General features: G+C 64.3%; 16 protein-coding genes and 1 tRNA gene. 10 read left to right on the plus strand and 7 right to left on the minus strand.

Annotated elements, in window-relative coordinates; genetic code table 11:
- Positions 1-108 precede the first annotated feature (108 nt).
- From thrC to argS, 4 genes are read right to left on the minus strand one after another with little or no spacing between them, the layout of a single operon-like run.
- A complete protein-coding gene (gene thrC / locus A5791_RS09775) occupies positions 109-1,191 on the minus strand; it encodes a threonine synthase (protein WP_067234618.1) in 1,083 nt (360 codons plus the stop codon).
- A complete protein-coding gene (locus A5791_RS09780) occupies positions 1,188-2,513 on the minus strand; it encodes a homoserine dehydrogenase (protein WP_067234621.1) in 1,326 nt (441 codons plus the stop codon). The genes thrC and A5791_RS09780 overlap by 4 nt, the downstream gene beginning before the upstream one ends.
- A 3-nt stretch (positions 2,514-2,516) precedes the next feature.
- On the minus strand, positions 2,517-3,935 hold the full coding sequence (gene lysA / locus A5791_RS09785; RefSeq protein ID WP_067234624.1) for a diaminopimelate decarboxylase: 1,419 nt from the start codon (positions 3,933-3,935) through the stop codon (positions 2,517-2,519).
- Positions 3,932-5,584, minus strand: coding sequence for an arginine--tRNA ligase (gene argS / locus A5791_RS09790; protein ID WP_067234627.1), 1,653 nt, complete (start codon positions 5,582-5,584; stop codon positions 3,932-3,934). The genes lysA and argS overlap by 4 nt, the downstream gene beginning before the upstream one ends.
- Positions 5,585-5,698: 114 nt before the next feature.
- On the opposite strand from argS, the gene A5791_RS09795 reads away from it, so the two are divergent.
- Positions 5,699-5,771, plus strand: a tRNA-Arg gene (locus A5791_RS09795).
- A 108-nt stretch (positions 5,772-5,879) separates the two neighbouring features.
- Here A5791_RS09795 and A5791_RS09800 read toward each other — a convergent pair.
- Entirely contained in the window at positions 5,880-6,284 is a 405-nt protein-coding gene (locus A5791_RS09800; protein ID WP_197504642.1) for a nuclear transport factor 2 family protein, read from the minus strand.
- A gap of 1,178 nt (positions 6,285-7,462) precedes the next feature.
- On the minus strand, positions 7,463-7,699 hold the full coding sequence (locus A5791_RS09810) for a hypothetical protein (RefSeq protein WP_067234639.1): 237 nt from the start codon (positions 7,697-7,699) through the stop codon (positions 7,463-7,465).
- 450 nt (positions 7,700-8,149) lie between these two features.
- On the opposite strand from A5791_RS09810, the gene A5791_RS09815 reads away from it, so the two are divergent.
- The 4 genes from A5791_RS09815 (at position 8,150) to A5791_RS09830 (ending at position 11,783) form a co-directional block, all read left to right on the plus strand.
- Positions 8,150-8,488: a DUF732 domain-containing protein gene (locus tag A5791_RS09815; protein ID WP_067234643.1), complete on the plus strand. Its 339-nt coding sequence runs from the start codon at positions 8,150-8,152 to the stop codon at positions 8,486-8,488.
- A gap of 206 nt (positions 8,489-8,694) precedes the next feature.
- Positions 8,695-9,861, plus strand: coding sequence for an SPFH domain-containing protein (locus A5791_RS09820; protein ID WP_067234646.1), 1,167 nt, complete (start codon positions 8,695-8,697; stop codon positions 9,859-9,861).
- Positions 9,862-10,109: 248 nt separating this feature from the next.
- On the plus strand, positions 10,110-11,270 hold the full coding sequence (locus tag A5791_RS09825; protein ID WP_231995842.1) for a hypothetical protein: 1,161 nt from the start codon (positions 10,110-10,112) through the stop codon (positions 11,268-11,270).
- Positions 11,271-11,273: 3 nt separating this feature from the next.
- Positions 11,274-11,783, plus strand: a complete 510-nt coding sequence (locus A5791_RS09830; RefSeq protein ID WP_067234653.1) for a hypothetical protein — start codon at positions 11,274-11,276, stop codon at positions 11,781-11,783.
- Here the strand turns inward: A5791_RS09830 and A5791_RS09835 are convergent.
- Positions 11,778-12,767, minus strand: coding sequence for a 2-hydroxyacid dehydrogenase (locus tag A5791_RS09835; protein ID WP_369828040.1), 990 nt, complete (start codon positions 12,765-12,767; stop codon positions 11,778-11,780). The genes A5791_RS09830 and A5791_RS09835 overlap by 6 nt on opposite strands.
- 151 nt (positions 12,768-12,918) lie before the next feature.
- Between A5791_RS09835 and A5791_RS09840 the strand changes: the two genes are divergently transcribed.
- From A5791_RS09840 to A5791_RS09860, 5 genes are all read left to right on the plus strand, one after another.
- Positions 12,919-13,533 carry a dihydrofolate reductase family protein gene (locus A5791_RS09840; RefSeq protein ID WP_067234656.1) on the plus strand — a complete coding sequence of 205 codons (615 nt, stop codon included), beginning with the start codon at positions 12,919-12,921 and terminating at the stop codon, positions 13,531-13,533.
- 217 nt (positions 13,534-13,750) lie between these two features.
- A complete protein-coding gene (locus A5791_RS09845) occupies positions 13,751-15,562 on the plus strand; it encodes a fatty acyl-AMP ligase (RefSeq protein WP_067234659.1) in 1,812 nt (603 codons plus the stop codon).
- A 24-nt stretch (positions 15,563-15,586) separates the two neighbouring features.
- Entirely contained in the window at positions 15,587-15,859 is a 273-nt protein-coding gene (locus tag A5791_RS09850; protein WP_067234662.1) for an acyl carrier protein, read from the plus strand.
- Positions 15,856-20,100: a type I polyketide synthase gene (locus A5791_RS09855; protein ID WP_067234665.1), complete on the plus strand. Its 4,245-nt coding sequence runs from the start codon at positions 15,856-15,858 to the stop codon at positions 20,098-20,100. The genes A5791_RS09850 and A5791_RS09855 overlap by 4 nt, the downstream gene beginning before the upstream one ends.
- Before the next feature lie 101 nt (positions 20,101-20,201).
- Positions 20,202-20,882: a thioesterase II family protein gene (locus A5791_RS09860; protein WP_067234669.1), complete on the plus strand. Its 681-nt coding sequence runs from the start codon at positions 20,202-20,204 to the stop codon at positions 20,880-20,882.
- Positions 20,883-20,942: the final 60 nt, after the last annotated feature.

A 20,942-nucleotide genomic window follows, 5' to 3' on the forward strand; every position in this document is an offset into this window, starting at 1 on the left:
CCGATACGTGGCGACCCGCTTCGCCCGGCTCCGCCGCGCTCGCGATCGCCACAGGGTCCGATACGTGGCGACCCGCTTCGCCCGGCTCCGCCGCGCTCGCGATCGCCACTACGTCAATCCCAACTGCTTGACGACAGCGACTGGATCTACGGGCAGCGGAGAAACAATCGGCATGTCCTTTAGCGCCGTGTCGGGATCCTTCAGACCATTGCCGGTCACAGTGCACACCACGGTCGAACCGGGGGCCACCCAGCCGTCGTCAATGGCCTTCAGCAGCCCCGCGATGCTGGCCGCGGACGCGGGTTCGACGAAGACGCCTTCGGTGCCGGCGACCAGGTGGTACGCGGAAAGGATCTCCTCGTCGGTAGCGGCCAGGAAGCGCCCGTTGGACTCCTGTTGAGCCGCTACGGCCGAAGCCCACGATGCCGGTGCGCCGATCCGGATCGCGGTAGCGATGGTCTCCGGATGGCTCACCGGCTCGCCGTGCACCAACGGCGCCGCGCCCGCAGCCTGAGTGCCCAGCATGCGCGGCAGCTTGTCGATGACACCGTCGCGGTGGTACTCGGTATAGCCCTTCCAGTAGGCGGTGATGTTGCCCGCGTTACCGACCGGAAGCGCGTGCACGTCCGGTGCTTCGCCCAGCGCGTCAACGATCTCGAAAGCCGCCGTCTTCTGACCTTCGATTCGCACCGGGTTGACCGAGTTGACCAAGGAGATCGACGGAAAGTCGGACGTCATCTTGCGGGCCAGTTCCAGGCAGTCGTCGAAGTTGCCGTCGATTTGGATGATCTTGGCGCCGTGCATAACCGCCTGCGCGAGCTTGCCCATCGCGATCTTGCCCTGCGGTATCAACACCGCGCAGGTGATGCCGGCGCGGGCGGCGTACGCTGCTGCCGACGCCGAGGTGTTTCCCGTCGATGCGCACAACACCACCTGCTGCCCACGGGCAACCGCATCGGTGACCGCCATCGTCATGCCCCGGTCTTTGAAGGAACCGGTGGGGTTGAGCCCCTCGACCTTGAGATAGATGGTGCAGCCGGTCTTTTCGGAGAGCCGGGTTGCGGCAATCAGCGGGGTGCCGCCTTCGAGCAGTGTTACCGGGGTCCAATCGTCGCCAACCGGCAGGCGGTCGCGGTACGCCGCGATCACCCCCAGCCAAGGTTGGTGGACGGCCGTCCGAGGGGCGCTCACCGGCCGTTTCCTTCGAGTCGCAGCACGCTTGTGACGCTCTGGACCACGTCCAAGTCCGCGAGCGCTTCGACGGTTTCGGAAAGTGCGGCCTCGGGGGCATGGTGGGTGACCACCACGAGGCGGGCTCCCACCCGCCGTCCGCCCTCGTCCGCCACACCTTCCTGGCGGACCTCGGCGATGCTCACCTCGCGCTTGGCGAATTCGGCTGCTACCGAAGACAAGACACCGGTCTTGTCGGCGACGTTCATGCTGACGTAATAGCGGGTAGAGATGAAGCCCATTGGCGCGACCGGAAGTTGAGCGTACTTGGACTCGCGCGGCGCGCGGCTGCCCAGCACCCGGTTGCGGGCCGCCATCACCAGGTCACCCGTCACCGCCGACGCGGTTGGCGCGCCGCCGGCACCCTGGCCGTAGAACATCAGACGACCCGCCGCCTCGGCCTCGACCACCACCGCGTTGAACGCTCCGTTGACCGAGGCGAGGGGATGCGACAACGGCACCAACGCTGGATAGACCCGGGCCGAAAGTCGTTGCTGCTCTTCGTCGATGGTGATGCGTTCGCAGATCGACAGGAGCTTGATGGTGCAACCCAGCGCCCGCGCGGACACGAAGTCGGCCGGGGTGATCTTGGTGATGCCCTCGCGGTATACGTCGTCGGCGGTCACCCGGGTGTGGAACGCGATGGAGGCCAGGATCGCGGCCTTGGCAGCGGCGTCGTAACCTTCGACGTCGGCAGTGGGATCGGCCTCGGCGTATCCCAACGCGCTCGCGTCAGCCAGGGCACTGTCGTAGTCGGCGCCCGTGGTGTCCATGGCCGAGAGGATGTAGTTGGTGGTGCCGTTGACGATGCCGGCCACCCGCAGCACCGTGTCTCCGGCCAGCGACTGAGTCAGCGGACGGATGACGGGGATGGCGCCTGCGACCGCCGCCTCAAAATACAGGTCAACATGCGCGTTTTCAGCGGCCTGTGCCAGTTCGCCGGTGGATATCGACAGCAACGCCTTGTTCGCCGTGACGACGGACTTGCCGTGCTTCATCGCACCGAGGATGGCCCTGCGAGCCGGCTCTAGCGGACCCATCAGTTCGACGACGATGTCGACGTCGTCGCGTGACACGAGTTCGTCGATGTCGTCCGTGAGCAGATCGATCGGCACACCACGGTCGTCGGCCACACGACGGACACCGATACCGCGCAGCACCAAGGGCGCGCCGACACGGGCTGCGAGATCCTGCGCGCTGTCCTCGATGATGCGGACGACTTCGCTGCCGACGTTGCCGAAACCGAGTACTGCTACGCCGATTGCCTTTTCGTCACCCGCCACGGGTCACCTCACTTCCAGACTCAGCAGATCGTCGACCGTCTCGCGGCGCAGTATCAGGCGTGACTGCCCGGAGCGCACCGCGACTACTGCGGGACGACAGATCATGTTGTAACGGCTCGACAATGAATAGCAGTATGCGCCGGTAGCGGCGACCCCGAGCAGGTCGCCGGGTTGCAGGTCATCCGGCACCCATGTGTCGCGCACAATGATATCGCCGCTTTCGCAGTGCTTTCCGACGATGCGCGCGAGCACCGCCGGCGCTTCGCTCAGTCGTGACACCAACCGGGCGTCGTACTGCGCGTCGTACAGTGCGGTGCGGATGTTGTCGCTGATGCCGCCGTCGACGCTGACGTAGCGGCGGTTCGCGCTGGCACTCACGTCGACGTCCTTGACGGTGCCGACTTCATAAAGCGTGATGGTGCCCGGCCCGGCGATGGCACGTCCGGGCTCGACAACCAGTTTCGGTGCAGGCAGCCCGACGGCCGCTGATTCCTTGTTCACGATGCCGCTGAGCTTGGCGGCCAGCTCGGCGATCGGGGGCGGATCGTCAGGTGGCAAATACGAGATACCCAGCCCGCCACCGAGATCGACGGTGGATAGCTGCGCGGTCTTCTCGGAACCGAATTCACCGACCACCTCGCGCAGGAGGCCGATGACACGGTGTGCGGCGACTTCGAAGCCGGCGACGTCGAAGATCTGCGAACCGATGTGGCTGTGCAGACCGACCAGTCGCAGGTGATCGGCGGCGAATACCTGTCGGATCGCTGCCATCGCCGCACCGCTGGCCACCGACAGTCCAAACTTCTGGTCCTCGTGGGCGGTGGAAATGAACTCGTGGGTATGTGCTTCTACGCCTACGGTGAGGCGCACCAGAACGTCTTGGACGATGCCCGCCTCGCCGGCGATCGCGTCTAGGCGCTCGATCTCGATCATCGAGTCCAAAACCACGTGCCCGACGCCGGCCTTGACTGCCGCTGTCAGCTCCGCGACCGATTTGTTGTTGCCGTGCAGGGTAATCCGCTCCGGCGGGAAGCCGGCGTGCAGCGCAACGGCCAGCTCTCCGCCGGTGCACACATCGAGCGAGAGCCCTTCTTCGTCGATCCAGCGCGCAATTTCGCTGCACAGGAATGCTTTCGCGGCGTAATGCACATTCGCTCCGCCGCCGAACGCCGCGGCGGTCTCTTGACAGCGAGAGCGGAAGTCGTCTTCGTCGACAACAAACAGCGGAGTGCCGTATTCTCCGGCGAGGTCGGTCAGCTTGACCCCTGCAATGTGGGTCACGCCGTCTTGGTCACGAATAGTGTTGCGCGGCCACACATTCAGGGCCAGTCGCAGCAGTTCGTCCGCCGACTGAGGCCGCGGCGGACCACTGGCGGGGCGGGTCTCTTCGGCGTGCCGGGGACCGGCGGGATGAACGTTCACATGCGCTCCGAAGCAGTGACGCCCAGTATTGCCAACCCGTTGGCAATCACCTGACGAGTGGCCTGGCACAGCGCCAGGCGTGCCGTGTGCAGGTCGGTAGGCTGCTCGTCGCCCTGAGGCAGCACGCGGCACGAGTCGTAGAACCGGTGATAGTCGCCGGCGAGGTCTTCCAGGTAGCGGCATATACGGTGCGGTTCCCGCAGGGAGGCAGCGGTTTCGAGTACCCGGGGGAATTCGCCGATGGTGCGCAGCAGCGTGCCCTCTTTATCGTGGTTGAGCAACTCGAGGTGGTCCGTGTCAGCGATCAGGCCCAATTCGGCGGCGTTGCGTGCCAGCGCCGACAGCCGAGCGTGCGCGTATTGCACGTAATAGACCGGGTTTTCATTGGACGCCGAAGACCAGAGTGCCAGGTCGATGTCGATGGGTGTGTCCACCGACGAGCGGATCAAGCTGTACCGGGCAGCGTCTACGCCGATCGCCTCGACCAGGTCGTCAAGCGTGATCACGGTGCCGGCCCGCTTGCTCATCCGGACCGGCTGACCGTCACGGACCAGGTTGACCATCTGGCCGATCAGCACTTCGACGGTGGCGGGATCGTCGCCGAACGCGGCGGCGGCGGCCTTGAGCCTCGCGATATATCCGTGATGGTCGGCGCCGAACATGTAGATGCACAAGTCGAAGCCGCGTTGCCGCTTGTCCAGGTAATAGGCGAGATCACCTGCGACATAGGCCGGCTTGCCGTCGCTCTTGATCACGACGCGGTCCTTGTCGTCACCAAAAGCACTGCTGCGCAACCACGTTGCGCCGTCCTTCTCGTAGATGTTGCCGGTCTCACGAAGCCGGGCGATGGCCTCCTCGACGCGGCCGCTGGTGTGCATCGAGTCTTCGTGGGTGTAAACGTCGAAGTCCGTGCCGAATTCGTGCAGCGACTCTTTGATGTGGGCGAACATCAGATCGACACCGATTTCGCGGAACGTTTCGCGCATCTCGGATTCTGGCAGGCTCAGTGCGTCGGGGGCCTTTTCCAAGACCTGCGCGGCGATGTCGCCGATGTAGGCGCCCGCGTAGCCATCCGCCGGGGTGGGCTCGCCTTTGGCCGCTGCGACCAGAGAGCTGGCGAATCGGTCGATCTGGGCGCCGTGGTCGTTGAAGTAATATTCCCGCACCACCTCGGCGCCCTGCGTGGACAGCAGGCGGCCCAGCGCGTCACCGACCGCTGCCCAGCGGGTACCGCCGATGTGGATCGGACCTGTCGGGTTCGCCGAGACGAATTCCAGGTTGATCTTGTGACCGGCCAGTTCGGCGGAGTGGCCGTACGCCGCGCCGGCGTCAATGACATCGTTGACGATCTTGGCCTGCGCCGAAGTCTCGAGGCGCATGTTGATGAAGCCCGGTCCTGCTACCTCAGCAGAGGCGATGCCGTCGACCTGGGTCAGCGCCTCGGCGAGCCAACCGGCCAGGTCACGGGGGTTTGCCCCGACTTTCTTGGCGAGCTGAAGCGCCAGGTTGCTGGCATAATCGCCGTGCTCGGGATTCCGCGGACGTTCCACGGTGACTGTCTGCGGCAACACCGACACGTCGAGGTCATGCTCGGCCAGCACCGCTGCGGCGGTGATTTTGAGCAGCTCAGCCAGGTCGGCGGGGGTCACGAGCGTCCATCCTATTGGCTAGTGTGCTCGCGCCCCGAATCCGTTGCGGTGGTCAGGCGGTCATGCCGATGAGTTAGTCTGTTCGGGCCCATTGGCGCAGCATGGTTTGGGTGCGCCCCCGTAGCTCAGGGGATAGAGCGTCTGCCTCCGGAGCAGAAGGCCGCAGGTTCGAATCCTGCCGGGGGCACTGTAACTAGCGGAATCGAAAGACTTGCTAGGCAGTGCTTTTGAAGGTTGCTACAGCGACCATCTGAACCGGCCTACCTATCCGATCCAGAAAAGTGCGGGATCAGTCCTATGAACCGGTGCTGGCAGACCCTAACCGCTCAGCCACACGCTCTTCGAGCGACCGAAGGTCATAGTAATCACGCCAGCGTGAAATTAGTCCATCGCTGTTGACTTCAAAAACCGCTGCCATTTCAACGTCGAACGTCTCGCCCGCCATCTGAAACACGTCAATGCGCTCCACCATCACGACGCTGTCGCTCACGACGAGATTCTTGACATCAGGCGTGGTGGTAGGCACTAACTCCACCAACGCTTCCATCTCGGTCTTGATTGCCTCCTTACCCTTGAACGTTCCGCGCGGACCGTCGGTATAAACAGCGTCATTGCTGAAAAAAGCGATCATTTCATTGACGTCAGATCGGGGCCATGTATCGAAGAACTTACGAATGACCGACTCCCGTGAATCTCCCACTTCCAACTCCTTGGCCTATACCAACACTGCAACGCGCCGCGGGGCGCGGGGGTAGCGTCAACAATCTACTCAAGCCACCTGCGTTTGAAGGTACGAATCCACGGACGGGGGTGCAATCGGCTCAGACCGGCTGTTCAAGCTCTCGGACTTCGGGTTTCGTGTTGGAATCCAGATGCGCTTTGATATCGGCCCTGATGTGCGGCGGGATCTCAACGGTTCTGGCCCGGGCAAAGCGATCCTATGCCGCTTACTTCATTGCTGGACGATTTTCACAACCGACCGGTATATGAAAGTCAGACCATTCCTGTCTTATTTGGGCCTGATGTGAGTGACCCGTGCAATCGCACAGTTTGCGCGCGACGTCTCGTGCAGTCGATCAAAGACGCGGTACCCCTTATCGGTATTGTGCGTCCTACCGTTATTGCGGCACGTTCGTGCGTCGAGGCCCCCATTCGTTCGGACGCGGCTTGTTTCGTTGCCTACAGGGGCAGCGGTGGTGCCGACGTTGTCGGAACACTCGGCCGAGGCGACTTTTCCGTACGTGGCTGATCGATCAAGACCATCGCCACCGCGATCAGGGCTATAAGCACTATGCCCGCCGCGATGATGGTCACGGTCGTCGTCACAACCGCTATCAGAACATCGCGGCGCATGCCCATCACCTCACCTCCAGCGGGGATGGCAGTGGGACGGGTTGCGAACGAGTGCAGTGGGCACGCAGCAAGTTCCTCCCCTGCCGGGTTTGCCCAGCGGCGCACTACTGCGCGTCTAGCCGGAAGTCCCTGACGGCGGATCTAAAGTCCCTGACGGCGAATCTAGTAGGTGCAGACGCCCTCGGTAGCCGCTTCATGACTACCGAGGACTAAGCAGCGCGAGTAGTGCCGGCTCCCCCCACGCGCCTAATACACGGCCTACCCGTCCCGACTTCAGCGAAACCGGAAACAGCATTCACTTGCCGAAACGGCTCGTTTCGTCGTTGTCAGCCAATAAGGGGCGGCCCTTCTCCGTCGGTCGCTGCAGCGACGCGAGGTGCCCTCGACGGCCGGGGGCGGACCAAAGTCTTGGGCGCGGGTGAACGGCTGGAAACCGCCCGACATAGCAGCACCTAGCCTCGGCCGGCAGTCAGCCAGCTGTCATCGAGTTCAAAATCCTTGCATAGCAATGTGGTTGTGGTGCGATTAGCCACACCACTCGCGCACATCCTTCGGATAGCCGTCGAGCGGTCCCAGGTCCTGACAGCGTTGCCCCGGCGGGTAGTTGACGCGGGCGTTGAGCAGATCACAGGGAATGTAGACCTGCTTGCCCTTAGGAGTGTTGGTCAAGCACTGCGTCGGCGGCTGGGCATGAGCTGGGGCGGGAGCACTGGGTGTCAGCAATAAGGAGGTGAGCACGACCACCACACGGCGATAGGTCATAGCGACTCCTTGAGTGGGGATCTGTCTGCAATTGGTAGTAGCCGTCAGAGCGAATAGCTTACTTTCGGATAGCGCAATCAGCGTCTGAGCCGGTACCTCAGCTCACCGCTATCGGAGTCGACGACGCGCCCATCGTCGCGAATGCGAAACAGTAGCTGCGTCCTGTCGGCATCGAGAATCCGGCTGTCGTCGGGAATGCGAAACACTAATCGGCGTGAGTTGACATCGACGATCCGTGGACCACGTACTCGAAAGACGGTCTTTCCGGAGCTCGCATCAATCATGCGGTGCCCGTCATAGCGTCCCTCGTACACGTCTACAAGCCTAGGGTTCTCAGCGCGTCTCGATCACGCCAAGGATTTATTGAGAATTCATCAAGGCTGGCTGCTGAGTGTGGGGACAACGCCATCCAGCGTTCGTCACCACCGAGGTCAGTACACGGAGATCGCGATGTCTTCTCATCGACTTACCGCCCCCTTGGCCGGCAGCGCCTTGACTGCCGCCACTCTTGGCTTTACCGCACTCGGCTTCGCTGGCACCGCCAGCGCGAGCGCGGTCGACGACGCATTCCTCGCCCAGATACAGGCGGACGGGATCACTCCGCCAAGCGCTGAGCGCGCCATCAGCGAGGCACACAAAGTCTGCGACTCCCTCAACCAGGGACACTCAAGCCAGCAGGTTTACAGCGAAGTGGCCGAAGCGACCGGTCTGAGCGCCAAGGGGGCTAAGGTATTCGCCGTCGACGCTGCAACGGCCTACTGCCCGCAGTACGTCGCCCGCAGCACCTAGGCGTGGTTAAGACCCGGGAGCCGCAGGGGTCCCCGCATCGTCTGCTTGAGCACGCGCGTGGGGACTGGCGTCCGGCGTCAGGCTTTGCCGCAAAACTCATCTCGGCGCGGTGAACGCCGCGTAAGATTCGCCCGTAATCCGCAGACCAAGCTCGCTGAGTGACGCCAACGTCGCCAGTAGGCCGCCCGAGGAGGGGACTTAGGACCATGGGCATGCGAGACATGATGCGCGGCGAGTTCGTCGACATCATCGAATGGCTCGACGACACGAACACCACATTGGCGTGGCGCTTCCCGCGGTATCAAAACGAGATCAAGAACGGCGCTCAGCTGGTTGTCCGCGAGGGTCAGCGCGCCATGTTCGTCTATCGCGGGCAGCTGGCCGATCAGTTCAATCCCGGTCACTACACCCTGACCAGTGAGAACATGCCCATCTTGGGCACACTGCAGGGTTGGAAGTACGGATTCAACAGCCCCTTCCGCTCCGAGGTCTACTACGTCAATACCCGCCCCTACCCCGACTTACGTTGGGGCACACCGCAGCCGGTGACGGTTCGCGACCCGGACTTCAAGATGGTGCAGGTACGAGCCAACGGCACCACCGTTGTCAGGGTGACTGACCCGACCGTTTTCCTGCGTCAGGTGCTCGGTACCCAGAGCGTGGTTGACATGGACCAGATCACCGAGATGATCCGCCGCAATATCGCGCTTGCGTTCAACGACATGGTCATGGGCAGCGGTCTCGGCGCGATCGATCTACAGGGCCGACAGGTGGAGTTGTCAGACAAGCTGCGCGAGTTCGTCGCCCAGCGCGTACAGGCGTTTGGCCTCGGTATCGACGCCGTGACCATGACTATCTCGCTGCCTGAGGAGATTCAGCAGGCCATGACCCGCGGTGTCGCGCGAGGTCTCGAGGAGAGCGGCTTCCTGAACAATGTCGGCGATCTCGACCGCTTTGCCAAAGCCCGCCAAGCCGACGCGATGTTGGCGGCGGCGCAAAACGAGGGCGGGGGCGCCGCCGGCTCGGCCATCCAGGCGGGCCTCGGCGTTGCGCTAGGCAGTCAGATGGCCAATGCGGCGCAGGGCGGTTATGCCCAGCCACAACAACCGCAACACTTTGCGCCGCAAGGGGCGCCGCCGCCGTTGCCGCCGCAGCAGCAATTCCATTTCGAGCGGGAAGGCCAGCCCGCCGGTCCGTACCCCATCGAAGGGCTGCGGCAGTTCGTCGCCAGCGGTCAACTGACCCGGGACACCGTGGTGTGGACCGAAGGAATGGCAAACTGGGCTCCCGCGTCGACGGTGCCGTCGCTCCAGTCGCTGTTCAGCACGCCGCCGCCGCTGCCCGGCACCCCTCCGCCGCTCCCACAGCAATGAGCTTCGAACCCATGGATCCTGCGCGCAATCAGCCGCACGCGCAGCCACCGCCGTTGCCGCGCCCACAGAGCGGCCCGCCACCACTGCCACCCCGGCCGCCGGCAGGCCCGCCGCCGATGCAGCGCCCGCAAGCAGGTCCCCCACCGCTGCAGCGCCCGCAAGCGGGTCCCCCGCCTCTCCAGCGCCCGCCAGCGGCTCCACCCCCGCCGACCATTCAGCCGTTCGCCGGACAACCGGGCGCGCCCGCGATGTTCCATCACACAGAGCGCACCCGCACCTATCCCTGCGCGTCGTGCGGTGGTCAGCTCAACTTCGACATCGCCAGCCAAAAGCTGCGCTGCCCCAACTGCGGCAACTACTACGACATCACCGCGCCGAACACTCCGGTCAGATCTCGTGAACTGAGCGGCGCGATGCAGGAACTACGGGCGTTGCAACAACGCCAGGACGGGCCAAGCGTTACCGGCATGCGGGAAGTCGCGTGCCAGAACTGCGGTGGCACAACAGAATTCGCAGGCAGCCTGACAGCCACCAAGTGTCCTTACTGCGCGACACCCATTCAGCGCGACGACGTGCACAACGCTCCGGCGCGACTCCCGGTCGACGGCCTGGTGCCGTTCCGAGTCGACGAGAAACAGGCCCGCGAGCTCATCGAAAAGTGGGTGACCAAGCGCTGGTTCGCGCCAACCGATTTCAAGAGGTACCGCGAACTCGGCGCCTTCTCCAGCCTGTACACCGCTTACTTCAGCTACGACGCCGACACAGACACGCAATACGAAGGCGAACGCGGCGAGGATTACGAAGTACGGGTCGGCACCGACAGCGACGGCGACCCGATATACGAAACGCGAACCAGGTGGTACCGCGTCGCCGGTCAGGTGAGCAACAACTTCGCCGACCTGCCCGTGCTGGCCAACGACGGCGAAAGTCTCAACCGCAAGCGGATCAAGGCGCTCGAGCCGTGGCCGATCGACCAAGCGCGGTCATACTCCCCCGAATTCGTCGCCGGCCACCTGTGCCGCACCTACGACAAAGACGCCGAGCAGGCGCTGCCGGAAGCGAAACAGGAGATGGAGAAAGCCGTCGAACAGACGGTCCGCTCTAACATCGGCGGAGACCGTCAGCGCATCCACCAGCTCCGCACCACCTGGAACTACCTCGGGTTCAAACACCTGTTGCTGCCGATATGGCTGCTGACCGTCATGTACAGCAACCGGCCGTTCCAGGTGTGCATCAACGGGCTCACTGGCGAAGTCGCCGGTGATCGGCCGTGGAGCAAAGTCAAGTTGGCGATCGCCATCGCGATTGCCGTCCTGGTCGTGATCCTGGTCATCTCGATCTTCGTCTACCTCCGCTCCCACGGGCATCATTCGACTCGAGTTCCGACCCACCACATCCACAAGAGGTAGCCAATGGAAGTCGTCATGGCGGTGATCCTCACGCTCGCCGTCATCGCGGGTTTGGCGGTCGCCGTGGTAGCGGTCGTCAATGCCAACCAGCAGCGGGCCGTCGCGCGCGCCAATCAACTGATTCCGGGCCGCCCGACGCACGCCCCTCGGACATGGGCCGTATCGCACGAGCCAGAAGCCCGGCTGCACCGCAGGCTGCGTGATGCGATGTCGGCGTTGCACGCCGTCAACGCACTCGATACCGGTTCAACACTTGTGCTACGTGCCGATCTGGAACAGACCGCACTCAGCCTTGACGATCACCTAGTGGCCGTCGCGCAGCTTGCGCCCGACCACAAAGACGAGTTACTTCAATCGATCACGACAACAGTCGAATCCATCGAAGCCGCAGTCGCGCGTTACGCCGCCGCCGCGACGATGCCCGACACGACCGCTCTTGAAGCCGACCTCGCCACGGTCCAACGCCAGCTCGACACCGTGAGCGAGCTGCAGAGGGGCCTTCCTCCGTCATGAACGACGCGGCTGCAACACGGGCGTGACCAGCTCGCCGGTGCTGAGGTAACTGTCCAGGTTGCGGATCGCGAGCAGCGCCATCGCCCGTCGCGTCCGCGTTGTGGCACTGCCGATGTGCGGGAACAACACCACGTTGTCGAGGGCCAATAACTGGGCGGGCACATGCGGCTCGTCGACGAAGACGTCCAGGCCCGCACCCGCCAGCCCACCGGCTTCCAGCAACTCCACCAGCGCGTCCTGGTCTACGACGCTGCCGCGCGCAATGTTGATGAGGTATCCCTCGGGACCCAACGCCTCCAGGACGGCCCGGTCCACCAGATTGCGAGTCTTTTGGTCGCCCGTCGTCGCGACGACGAGGACGTCGACCGTTTGGGCCAACTCCACGGGCGACTCGACGTAGCGGTACGGCGACCCGTCAATTCGCCGGCGGTTGTGATACGCGATGGCACAGTCGAACCCGAGGAGGCGAACCGCGATGGCCGAGCCGATACGTCCCAGGCCGAGGATGCCGATCTGCAGGCCGCTGACGTCCCTGCCGTACGGGAACGGACCGTCCTGCGCCCATCGACCGGCACGCACGTAGCGGTCGGCGGCGCCGAACCGGCGCGCTGCCATGAGGATCAGCCCCACCGCAGTGTCGGCTACGGTGTCCGACAACACATCCGGCGTGTTGCTGACCCCGATGCCTCGGCGCTTGGCTGCCGCCAGATCGATTGCATCCACACCGGCGCCGTTGTTGACGATCGCTTCCAAGTTGGGCAGCGCAGCAATGATGTCGGCGTCGACACCGGGACGGCCCCAAGTCACGACGACGCGGATGTCGGCCGCATGCTCCGCCAGAAATTCGGCCCGTCGCGGACCGTCGGGCAGCCGGGGGATTTCGTAGCGCGCCGCCAGTTCGGCATCGAATATCGGCTCGGACTCGCCGATGCGTAGCACGTGGTTGGTCTTCTGCGCCGTCACGCTGCCATCATCCAGGACCATTGGCGAGCAGACGCATAAGCACCCGACACGCCGAGGATTTGGGTGCTTTTGCGTCTGCTCGGCCCACGAACGCGCGCCTCAACTGCCGATGAGTTTTCCGGACCACAACGGTCTTCCTTGAGGTACCCGATCGCTCTCGAACGGAGGCGCGTTGACCAGAACCAATCTTTCGATGTCGATCTCTGCCGACGGCTACGTCGCCGGGCCCGACCAGAGCGAAGAGCACCCGCTCGGTGTCGGTGGCAGGACGCTGCATGAGTGGCATCTCGGCCCCGCGAAAGACCATCCGGTCAACCGACAAGTGATGTCAGACATGCTGGATGACATGGGCGCAACCATCATGGGGCGCAACATGTTCGGTCCTATTCGCGGCGAATGGGGGGACTCGGACTGGAAGGGGTGGTGGGGAGACGTCCCGCCGTATCACTGCCCGGTTTTTGTGCTGACCCACTATCCCCACGACCCGATCGAAATGACGGGGGGAACCACCTTCCACTTCGTCACCGACGGGATCGAATCTGCGTACGCCCAGGCCGAGGCGGCTGCCGGTGGCCGAGCCATCTCAATCGCGGGAGGCGCATCGTGCGCACGGCAAGCCATCGACGCCGGGCTGGTCGACGAAATCGACCTCCAGATCAACCCGGTGATCCTGGGGTCGGGTGAACGCCTGTTCGACGGCTTCGAGGCCGGCCGACCCAATCTCCAGCTCGTCCGCGTACTCGAGGCTCCGGGCGTGGCCCATTTGCGTTTCCGCGTGATCCGATGACACCTCGTTCGGTGGTCATAGCCGTTGCCGCGGCTAAGGCGCCGTTGGCGAGCAGACACAGAATCGCATGAATCAGCATCGAATCGTGCGATTCTGCGTCTGCTCGCCGGAAGAAGGCGCGCGTTCCAAGAATCCTTCAAGGATTTGCCAAGGATCCGAAAAGGCGGCTGCGTAATGGTCATACCGTCAAGCAACCCACACGGATTCGGACACTCGAATGACCGCTCTACCGGCCGACGCGCGCACCGTCGACGTGACAGCCCAGTTCGGACACGAGAACCTCGTTGCACACCTCCGGTCGCAATTCGACACCTACGGCGACACCCGCAGCTTCACCTACCTCCGCGAATTCGGCCGTGGACTCGTAGAGGAAGTGACGTCATTCCGCGACCTGGACCGCGGTGCGCGTGAGGTCGCCGCCTGGCTTGCCGACATGCCACAAACCAACAGGCCGGTGGTGCTCCTGTTCGAGCCCGGGGTGGAATTCTGGCGAGCCTTCCTGGGCTGCCTCTATGCGGGGGTCATCGCTGTGCCTGCGCCGCTTCCCCACGATCAACGCAGCCTGAAGCGCGTCGCCGGAATCCTTCGCGACGCCGACAGCCGCCTGCTGCTGACCAGTGCCAATCTGTTCGACCTGATCGCCAGGGGCATCGGCGGACTCGACCTCGAGCACCACGTCGAATGCATGGCCATGAACGAGGCGACGTTTTCCGATGGGGCCTCGTGGACGATGCCGTACCTCACCGCCGAGACCGTCGCGTTTCTGCAATACACCTCCGGATCGACGGGCGACCCCAAGGGCGTCGCGGTGACCCACGGCAACATCCTGCACAACGAATACGCGATCACCCAGTTCCTGGACTTCGACGACAACTCGAAACTGGTCGGCTGGATCCCGCACTTTCACGACATGGGCTTGATCAGCCAAATCATGTGCTTCTACGCCGGTATGGACCTGGTCATCATGTCGCCGCTCGCCTTCCTGAAACAGCCCATCCGACTGCTGCAAGCGATCAGCAGGTACCGCGCGACGGCTACCGCTGCCCCTAACTTTTCTTACGATCTGATCGCTCGCCGCGTATCGCCGGAGCAGCTGGACGGCCTCGACTTGTCCACCGTGCGGGTAGCTTTCAACGGCGCAGAGCCGATCCGTCGCCGCACTATCGAGGCGATCAACGAGTTGCTGGGGCCGGCCGGTTTTCGTCCGTCGGCCATGCGGCCGGGTTACGGACTCGCCGAGGTGACGCTGTTTGCGACGGCCACCCCGGAAACCGAGGCCTTCGTATGCCTCGACGCCGACGCCGCCGCGCTCGAGCGCAACGAATTCGCGCCGCCGGTGGAACGGGCCGTCAGCCTGGTCAGCTCCGGGATCCCCGGCCCCGGCATCGACGTCCGCATCGTCGACCCGGAGACACGGCAGCCGTTGTCGGATGGCAGCGTCGGCGAGATCTGGCTGCGCGGCGACAGTGTCGCCAGCGGTTACTACAACCGTGCACCCGAAAGCGAGGACCGATTCGGCGGCCAGACGGCCGACGGTGAGGGTCCTTATCTGCGCACCGGCGACCTGGGATTGATCAAGGATCGGCACCTCTACGTGACCGGCCGCCGCAAAGACCTGCTGATCGTCAACGGCCGCAATCTGTACCCGCAGGACATCGAGGAGCTGGTGCAGGACGTGCACCCAGCCACCTATGCCGCGCGCGGTGTCGCGGTCGCCGTCGACGGACTCGAAAACGAGCGCCTGGTCGTCATCCAGACGGTCCGGACCGACCAGCTCGACGGAATGTCGCTGACTCAACTGGCCAGCGCGATCAAGGTGGGGGTGGCGCGCGCGTTCGAGATCCCCGCCCCGAGCGTGGTCCTGGTGGGCCGCAACGGAATTCATCTCACCACGAGCGGGAAGGTGCAGCGCTCGTCCATGCGAACGGCCTTCCTGCATCGAGAACTCAGCGATGTCCTTCACGAAAGCATCGACCCCGCCGTCGCCACCGCGCGGATCGGCCAACTCGCACTCTTCGAAATCGCGTAATCAAAAGCAAACAAGGAGCTGTTAATGCACACCTCGCCGACGACTCGTAATGTGCTCGCCTGGCTCACCTCTCGGCTCGCCGGCCACCTCGAGGTGCCGTCGCACACCATCGACCCGACCCTTCCGCTCGCCGAAATGGGGGTCGATTCGGTTCGCGCGCTGGGCCTCGTCGGGGACGTCGAGTCGCACTGGGACATCGACGTCGACCCCACGCTGGTGTTCGACTACCCGACGCTGGCGCATATCGCGGACTTCATCCGCGACGCCGTCGGACCCCGGGAACTGGTAACGCAATGAGCTCAAGCGACATCGCGATCGTCGGGATCGACTGCCGCTTTCCCAAGGCGCCCGACACGGCGGCCCTGTGGGACCTGCTGATGAGCAGCGACGAGGGTATCGCCGAGGTGCCCGAGCACCGGTGGGACGTCGAGCAGTTCTACGACGAAACCGGTAAACCGGGCGCTGTCAACCACCGCACCGGCGGATTCATCAGCGACGCAGACGCTTTCGACCACGAGTTCTTCGGCATCACCCCCCGCGAAGCCCAGAGCATGGACCCCCAGCAACGGCTGCTCCTGCAGGCGGCGTGGCGCGCACTCGAGGACGCCACGCTCGACCCCAGATCGCAGGCCGGCTCCAACACCGGAGTCTTCGTCGGCGTGATGGCCAACGAATGGGCCCATCAGCACATGCGCGACTTTTCGCAGATCACCGCGCAAGCCGGCTCGGGCAACGGCTATTTCATGACAGCCAACAGGCTCTCGTATCAGCTCGACCTCAAGGGCCCCAGCCTCGCGGTCGACACCGCATGCTCGTCATCGCTGGTTGCCGTGCACGTCGCGGCGGCATCGCTGCGTGCCGGCGAATGTGACCAAGCCCTGGCCGCGGGTGTGAACATCATCATCAGCCCCGCGCTCAACGTGTTCTACACGCAGGCCGGCCTGTCCGCGCCCGACGGCCGGTGCAAGCCGTTCAGCGGCTCGGCGGACGGCATCGGCCGGGGTGAAGGCGTCGCCGTGGTCGTGCTGCGGCGGATGGACGATGCGCTGGCCGATGGCCTGCCCGTCTACGCGGTCATCAAAGGCAGCGCCGTCAACAACGACGGGCGCAGCAACGGCATCACCGCACCTAACCGGTGGGCTCAGGAGAAGGTTGTGGAAACCGCGCACCGGGCCGCCGGCGTCGCACCCGAGCAGATCAATTTCCTCGAAGCACACGGCACCGGAACGCTGCTCGGCGACATGATCGAGGTGAAGGCGTTGGCCTCCGCCCACCGTCGACGGCAGGCCGAGCCCTGCGCGATCGGGTCGATCAAGGGCAACCTCGGTCACACCGAAGGTGCCGCGGGCGTCGCGGGCCTGATCAAAGCGGTGCTGAGCCTGCACCACCGTGTCGTGCCACCTTCGCGTTTCGCCGATCAGGAGAACCCGCAATTACGGCTCGCTGCAAGCGGTTTGCGGTTGGTCACCGAACCGATGCCCCTTCCCTCGGACAACGTGCACGCGGGGGTGTCCAGTTTCGGTATCGGCGGCACCAACTGCCACGTCGTACTGGCAAGCGCTCCGGCGCGAGACGATGCGCACGTCGTATCGGGCGGCGGCGTACTGACGCTGTCGTCGAACAGCCGCGAAGGCCTGTACCTCAACGTCTCTCGTCTGGCTGACGACATCGCTTGCAGTTCAGCGCCTCTCGCCCAGTTGTGCTGGTCGAGCAACCGCATCAAGTCCTCCGGCAAGGCACGGCTGGCGATCTACGTCGACGACCGCGACGACGCGGTGCGGCGGCTGCGCATGCTCGCCCATCCCGCGGGCAAACTCGAGGCCGTCTCGGGTACCGCGCAGGGCATTGCGGCGGGATGGCTGTTCAGCGGTCAGGGCACCCAGTATCCGGGGATGTCGCGTCGGCTGCATGACAGCAGCGATGCCTACCGCTCCACGCTCGCCACCGTCGAGGCCGCCGCGCTGCCATACGTCGGCCAGCCCATTCGGGACGTGCTGTTCGGCACGGACGATCGGATCAATCGCACCGAATTCGCTCAGCCGGCAATCTTTTCCGTGCAGTATGCGCTTGCCGGCGCGCTGATCGAGCTGGGCGCCGAACCGGCCTGGGTGCTCGGACACAGCATCGGCGAATTCGCCGCCGCCGTGATCGCGGGCGTCCTCAGCCTCGACGATGCATGCCGGCTCGTTGTCGCGCGCGGCCGGCTGATGCAGCGATTGCCGCGCACCGGCAAGATGCTCGCCGTTCGTGCCGGCGTCGACGACGTCGCGCACTTGGTCGAGGCGGATCCCGTGCTTGCCGTCGCGGCCGTGAACGGACCCAGCGAACTGGTCCTGTCCGGTGCCGCCGACTCGGTCGACCGGGCCACTGCCATCTTGCGCGAAAACGGCGTGTCCGTCCGCGAACTCAGCGTCTCGCACGCGTTTCACTCGCCGCTCATGGAACCGATGCTCGAAGAATTTCGGGGCGTGGCGAACACGTGTGCGTTCGCCCCGCCGAGCATCCCGGTGTTCTCCACCCTGCGTGGCCGTTTGCTCGGCGACGACGAACTGATGGACGCCGACTACTGGGTTGATCACGCCGCTGAGACGGTGCGGTTTGCGGACGCGACATCGGCTGCGCTGCAGGCCGAACCGACTCACCTCATCGAACTCGGCCCGAAGCGGAACCTGCTGCCGATGGTGACCCGGTCACACCCGGCGATCGGCTTGAAAGCGCTGGCTCCGCTTCCCGGTCCATACGCCACCGGCTCGGAGCTCACCGAGGCCATCGCGGCACTGTATCGAGATGGACTGAACCCGACGTGGGACAAACTCTATCCGCCGCACGCTCATGTCCCGCAGCGGCTCAGCGGCTACCGGTTCACTACGACGAACCGCTCTTGGATCGCGCCGGTCCAGCCGGCCACGGTCGACTCGCAGCTGCCGACGGTCGCCGCGCTTCCGCTCACCGAGGAAGCAACGATGGATAATGTCGTCGCGTTGTTCAGGGAGCAGGCCGCGGTCCTCGCTTCGCTGGCGCAGGCCGGCATGGGGACCGCGCAGCCGGCGCCTCCGTCCGTCGACGATCTCGGCTCAGTGGTCCGCGCCGAGGTGGCGCGGGTGAGCGGCTTCCCGGCCCACTTGCTGCGCGCGACCCAAACCATCATGGGTGAACTCGGTTTCGACTCGATCATGGTCGCTGACCTGTTCAGTGGGTTGGCCCGCAGGCCGCCCGGCGTCGTGATCGATCCAGGCTGGTTTGGGACGGCGACGACGGTCGGGGACGTCATCGCTCACGTGGGTGGCACGCCCACGGACAAAGTCTGCCCCGATTCGACTGCGCCGACGGTGACACCCGAGCACCGAATTGCCCAGTTTCCGGAGGTCGTCGCCTTCGCCGAACGACTCAAGCTCCCCGCAGAATTGGGCGTCGACAATCCTTACTTCGTGGTGAACGACGGGGTCACGCGGGACACGTCAATCGTCAACGGCGAAGCGGTGCTGAACTTTTCGAGTTACAACTACCTCGGCATGTCCGGTCATCCGGGCGTGGCCACTGCGGTCTTGAATGCTGCCGTGCAGTACGGCAGCTCCTGCTCGGCTTCGCGGCTGCTCTCGGGCGAGAAGCCAGTGCACCTCGAGCTCGAGCGTGAGCTCGCCGACCTGATCGGTACCGAGGACGCGATGGTCCTCAACAGCGGTCACGCAACCAACGTCACCGTGATCGGTCACCTGCTCGGCGAAGGCGACCTCGTCATCCACGACAGCCTCGCACACGACAGTATTGTCCAGGGCTGCAAGCTTTCCGGCGCAACGCGGCGATCGTTCCCGCACAACGACCACGCCGCGTTGGACGACATACTCGTCAACATTCGCCATCAGTACCGCCGGGTCCTGGTCGTCATCGAGGGTGTGTACAGCCAGGACGGTGACCTTCCCGACCTGCCCGCCTTCATCGTCGTCAAGCAGAAGCACCAGGCGCTGCTGATGATCGACGAGGCCCACAGCATCGGTGTCCTGGGTCGCAGCGGCGGCGGCATCGGAGAGCACTTCGGGGTGAACCGCGACGACGTGGAACTGTGGGCCGGCACCGTATCCAAGGCGCTCGCAGGCTGCGGCGGATACGTGGCCGGAACCCGCGAGGTAATCCAATATCTGAAATACACGACGCCGGGGTTCATCTTCAGCGCCGGTATGCCACCGCCAATTGCCGCGGCTTCGGTGGCGGCGATCCGGCTGATGCGGTCGCAGCCCGAACACCTGCGCCGGCTGCGTGAAAACGCCGAGCTCTTCCTGAACCTGGCGCGAGAAGCCAATATCGACACCGGAGACAGCGCGGGCACACCGGTAATCCCGTGCATCGTCGGCAGCTCGGCCAAGGCGCTGCGACTGTCGGACGCCCTGATGCACCGCGGCATCAATGCCAACCCGATCCTGTATCCGGCTGTGCCAGAAGACAAAGCGCGGCTACGGTTCTTCGTCACCAGCTGCCACTCCGAGGAACAGATTCGGTTAGCGGTCAAGGTGCTGGCCGAGGAATTGTCCCTGCTGGGCTGATTGCTGCGGACGCGAATCTTTTGAGAATCCACCAAGGATCCGCCAAGCACCTTGCGCGATGGTGACTACAAAAGCCACTGATCGGAAGGGCGACTGACACCATGCGGCTGTTCTGCTTCCACCATGCCGGGGGCGGCGGGTTGGCGTTCAAATCCTGGAACAGGGCGCTACAGCCGGCCTTTGAGGTGATTCCTGTCGAAATCGCCGACCGCGAGCGGTTCAGCACGCTGCGCCACCTTGTCGACGAGGTGAACAATCAGTTGCAGTCCCGCCTCGATGCCCCGCATATGTTCTTCGGTCACAGTTTCGGCGCCCTGCTGGCATACCGGTTGGCATGTACGCGTGCGGCGCAGGGTGCTCCGCTGCCGCGGGCGATGTTCCTGTCTGCCTATGCCCCACCGCATCTCCCGCCGCCACTGCATGCTGTGGATATGCTCGACGACCAGCAGCTCGCCACCTTCCTTTCGCATATCGGCGGGCTGCCTTCGGAACTGATGCGCTGGCCCACACTGCATGAGCGTGCCTTGACGATCGCGCGGCACGACTTGCGGCTCTGCATGACCGACGAGGAAGCCGACAGCGCGGAGCTACCCTGCCCCATCCATGTCTTCGGTGGCAGTGAGGACCCGATCGTCAGCGAGTCCGATTTGCACGAATGGCGCTCGCGGACAACGGCGGACTTCTCGGTGCAGATCCTTCGCGGTGGGCACTTTTATCTTCGTGACCGGCAGCCGCTGTTCGAAACGCTGCGGCCGCTGATGTCGACGATTGCCGCGGCGTAGGAGATCTGGCACGGCTTTCGGTGTGAATCCACGGCTTTCGGTGTGAGTGTAGGGCGGGAA

Source organism: Mycobacterium sp. 852002-51163_SCH5372311 (assembly GCF_001667115.1).
Lineage (GTDB): Bacteria > Actinomycetota > Actinomycetes > Mycobacteriales > Mycobacteriaceae > Mycobacterium.

Coding starts and splice junctions, on each gene's coding strand:
- A5791_RS09810 (WP_067234639.1), bottom strand. CDS start 7,699: ATGACCTATCGCCGTGTGGTGGTCGTGCTCACCTCCTTATTGCTGACA.
- A5791_RS09815 (WP_067234643.1), top strand. CDS start 8,150: ATGTCTTCTCATCGACTTACCGCCCCCTTGGCCGGCAGCGCCTTGACT.
- A5791_RS09820 (WP_067234646.1), top strand. CDS start 8,695: ATGGGCATGCGAGACATGATGCGCGGCGAGTTCGTCGACATCATCGAA.
- A5791_RS09825 (WP_231995842.1), top strand. CDS start 10,110: ATGTTCCATCACACAGAGCGCACCCGCACCTATCCCTGCGCGTCGTGC.
- A5791_RS09830 (WP_067234653.1), top strand. CDS start 11,274: ATGGAAGTCGTCATGGCGGTGATCCTCACGCTCGCCGTCATCGCGGGT.
- A5791_RS09835 (WP_369828040.1), bottom strand. CDS start 12,767: ATGGTCCTGGATGATGGCAGCGTGACGGCGCAGAAGACCAACCACGTG.
- A5791_RS09845 (WP_067234659.1), top strand. CDS start 13,751: ATGACCGCTCTACCGGCCGACGCGCGCACCGTCGACGTGACAGCCCAG.
- A5791_RS09850 (WP_067234662.1), top strand. CDS start 15,587: ATGCACACCTCGCCGACGACTCGTAATGTGCTCGCCTGGCTCACCTCT.
- A5791_RS09855 (WP_067234665.1), top strand. CDS start 15,856: ATGAGCTCAAGCGACATCGCGATCGTCGGGATCGACTGCCGCTTTCCC.
- A5791_RS09860 (WP_067234669.1), top strand. CDS start 20,202: ATGCGGCTGTTCTGCTTCCACCATGCCGGGGGCGGCGGGTTGGCGTTC.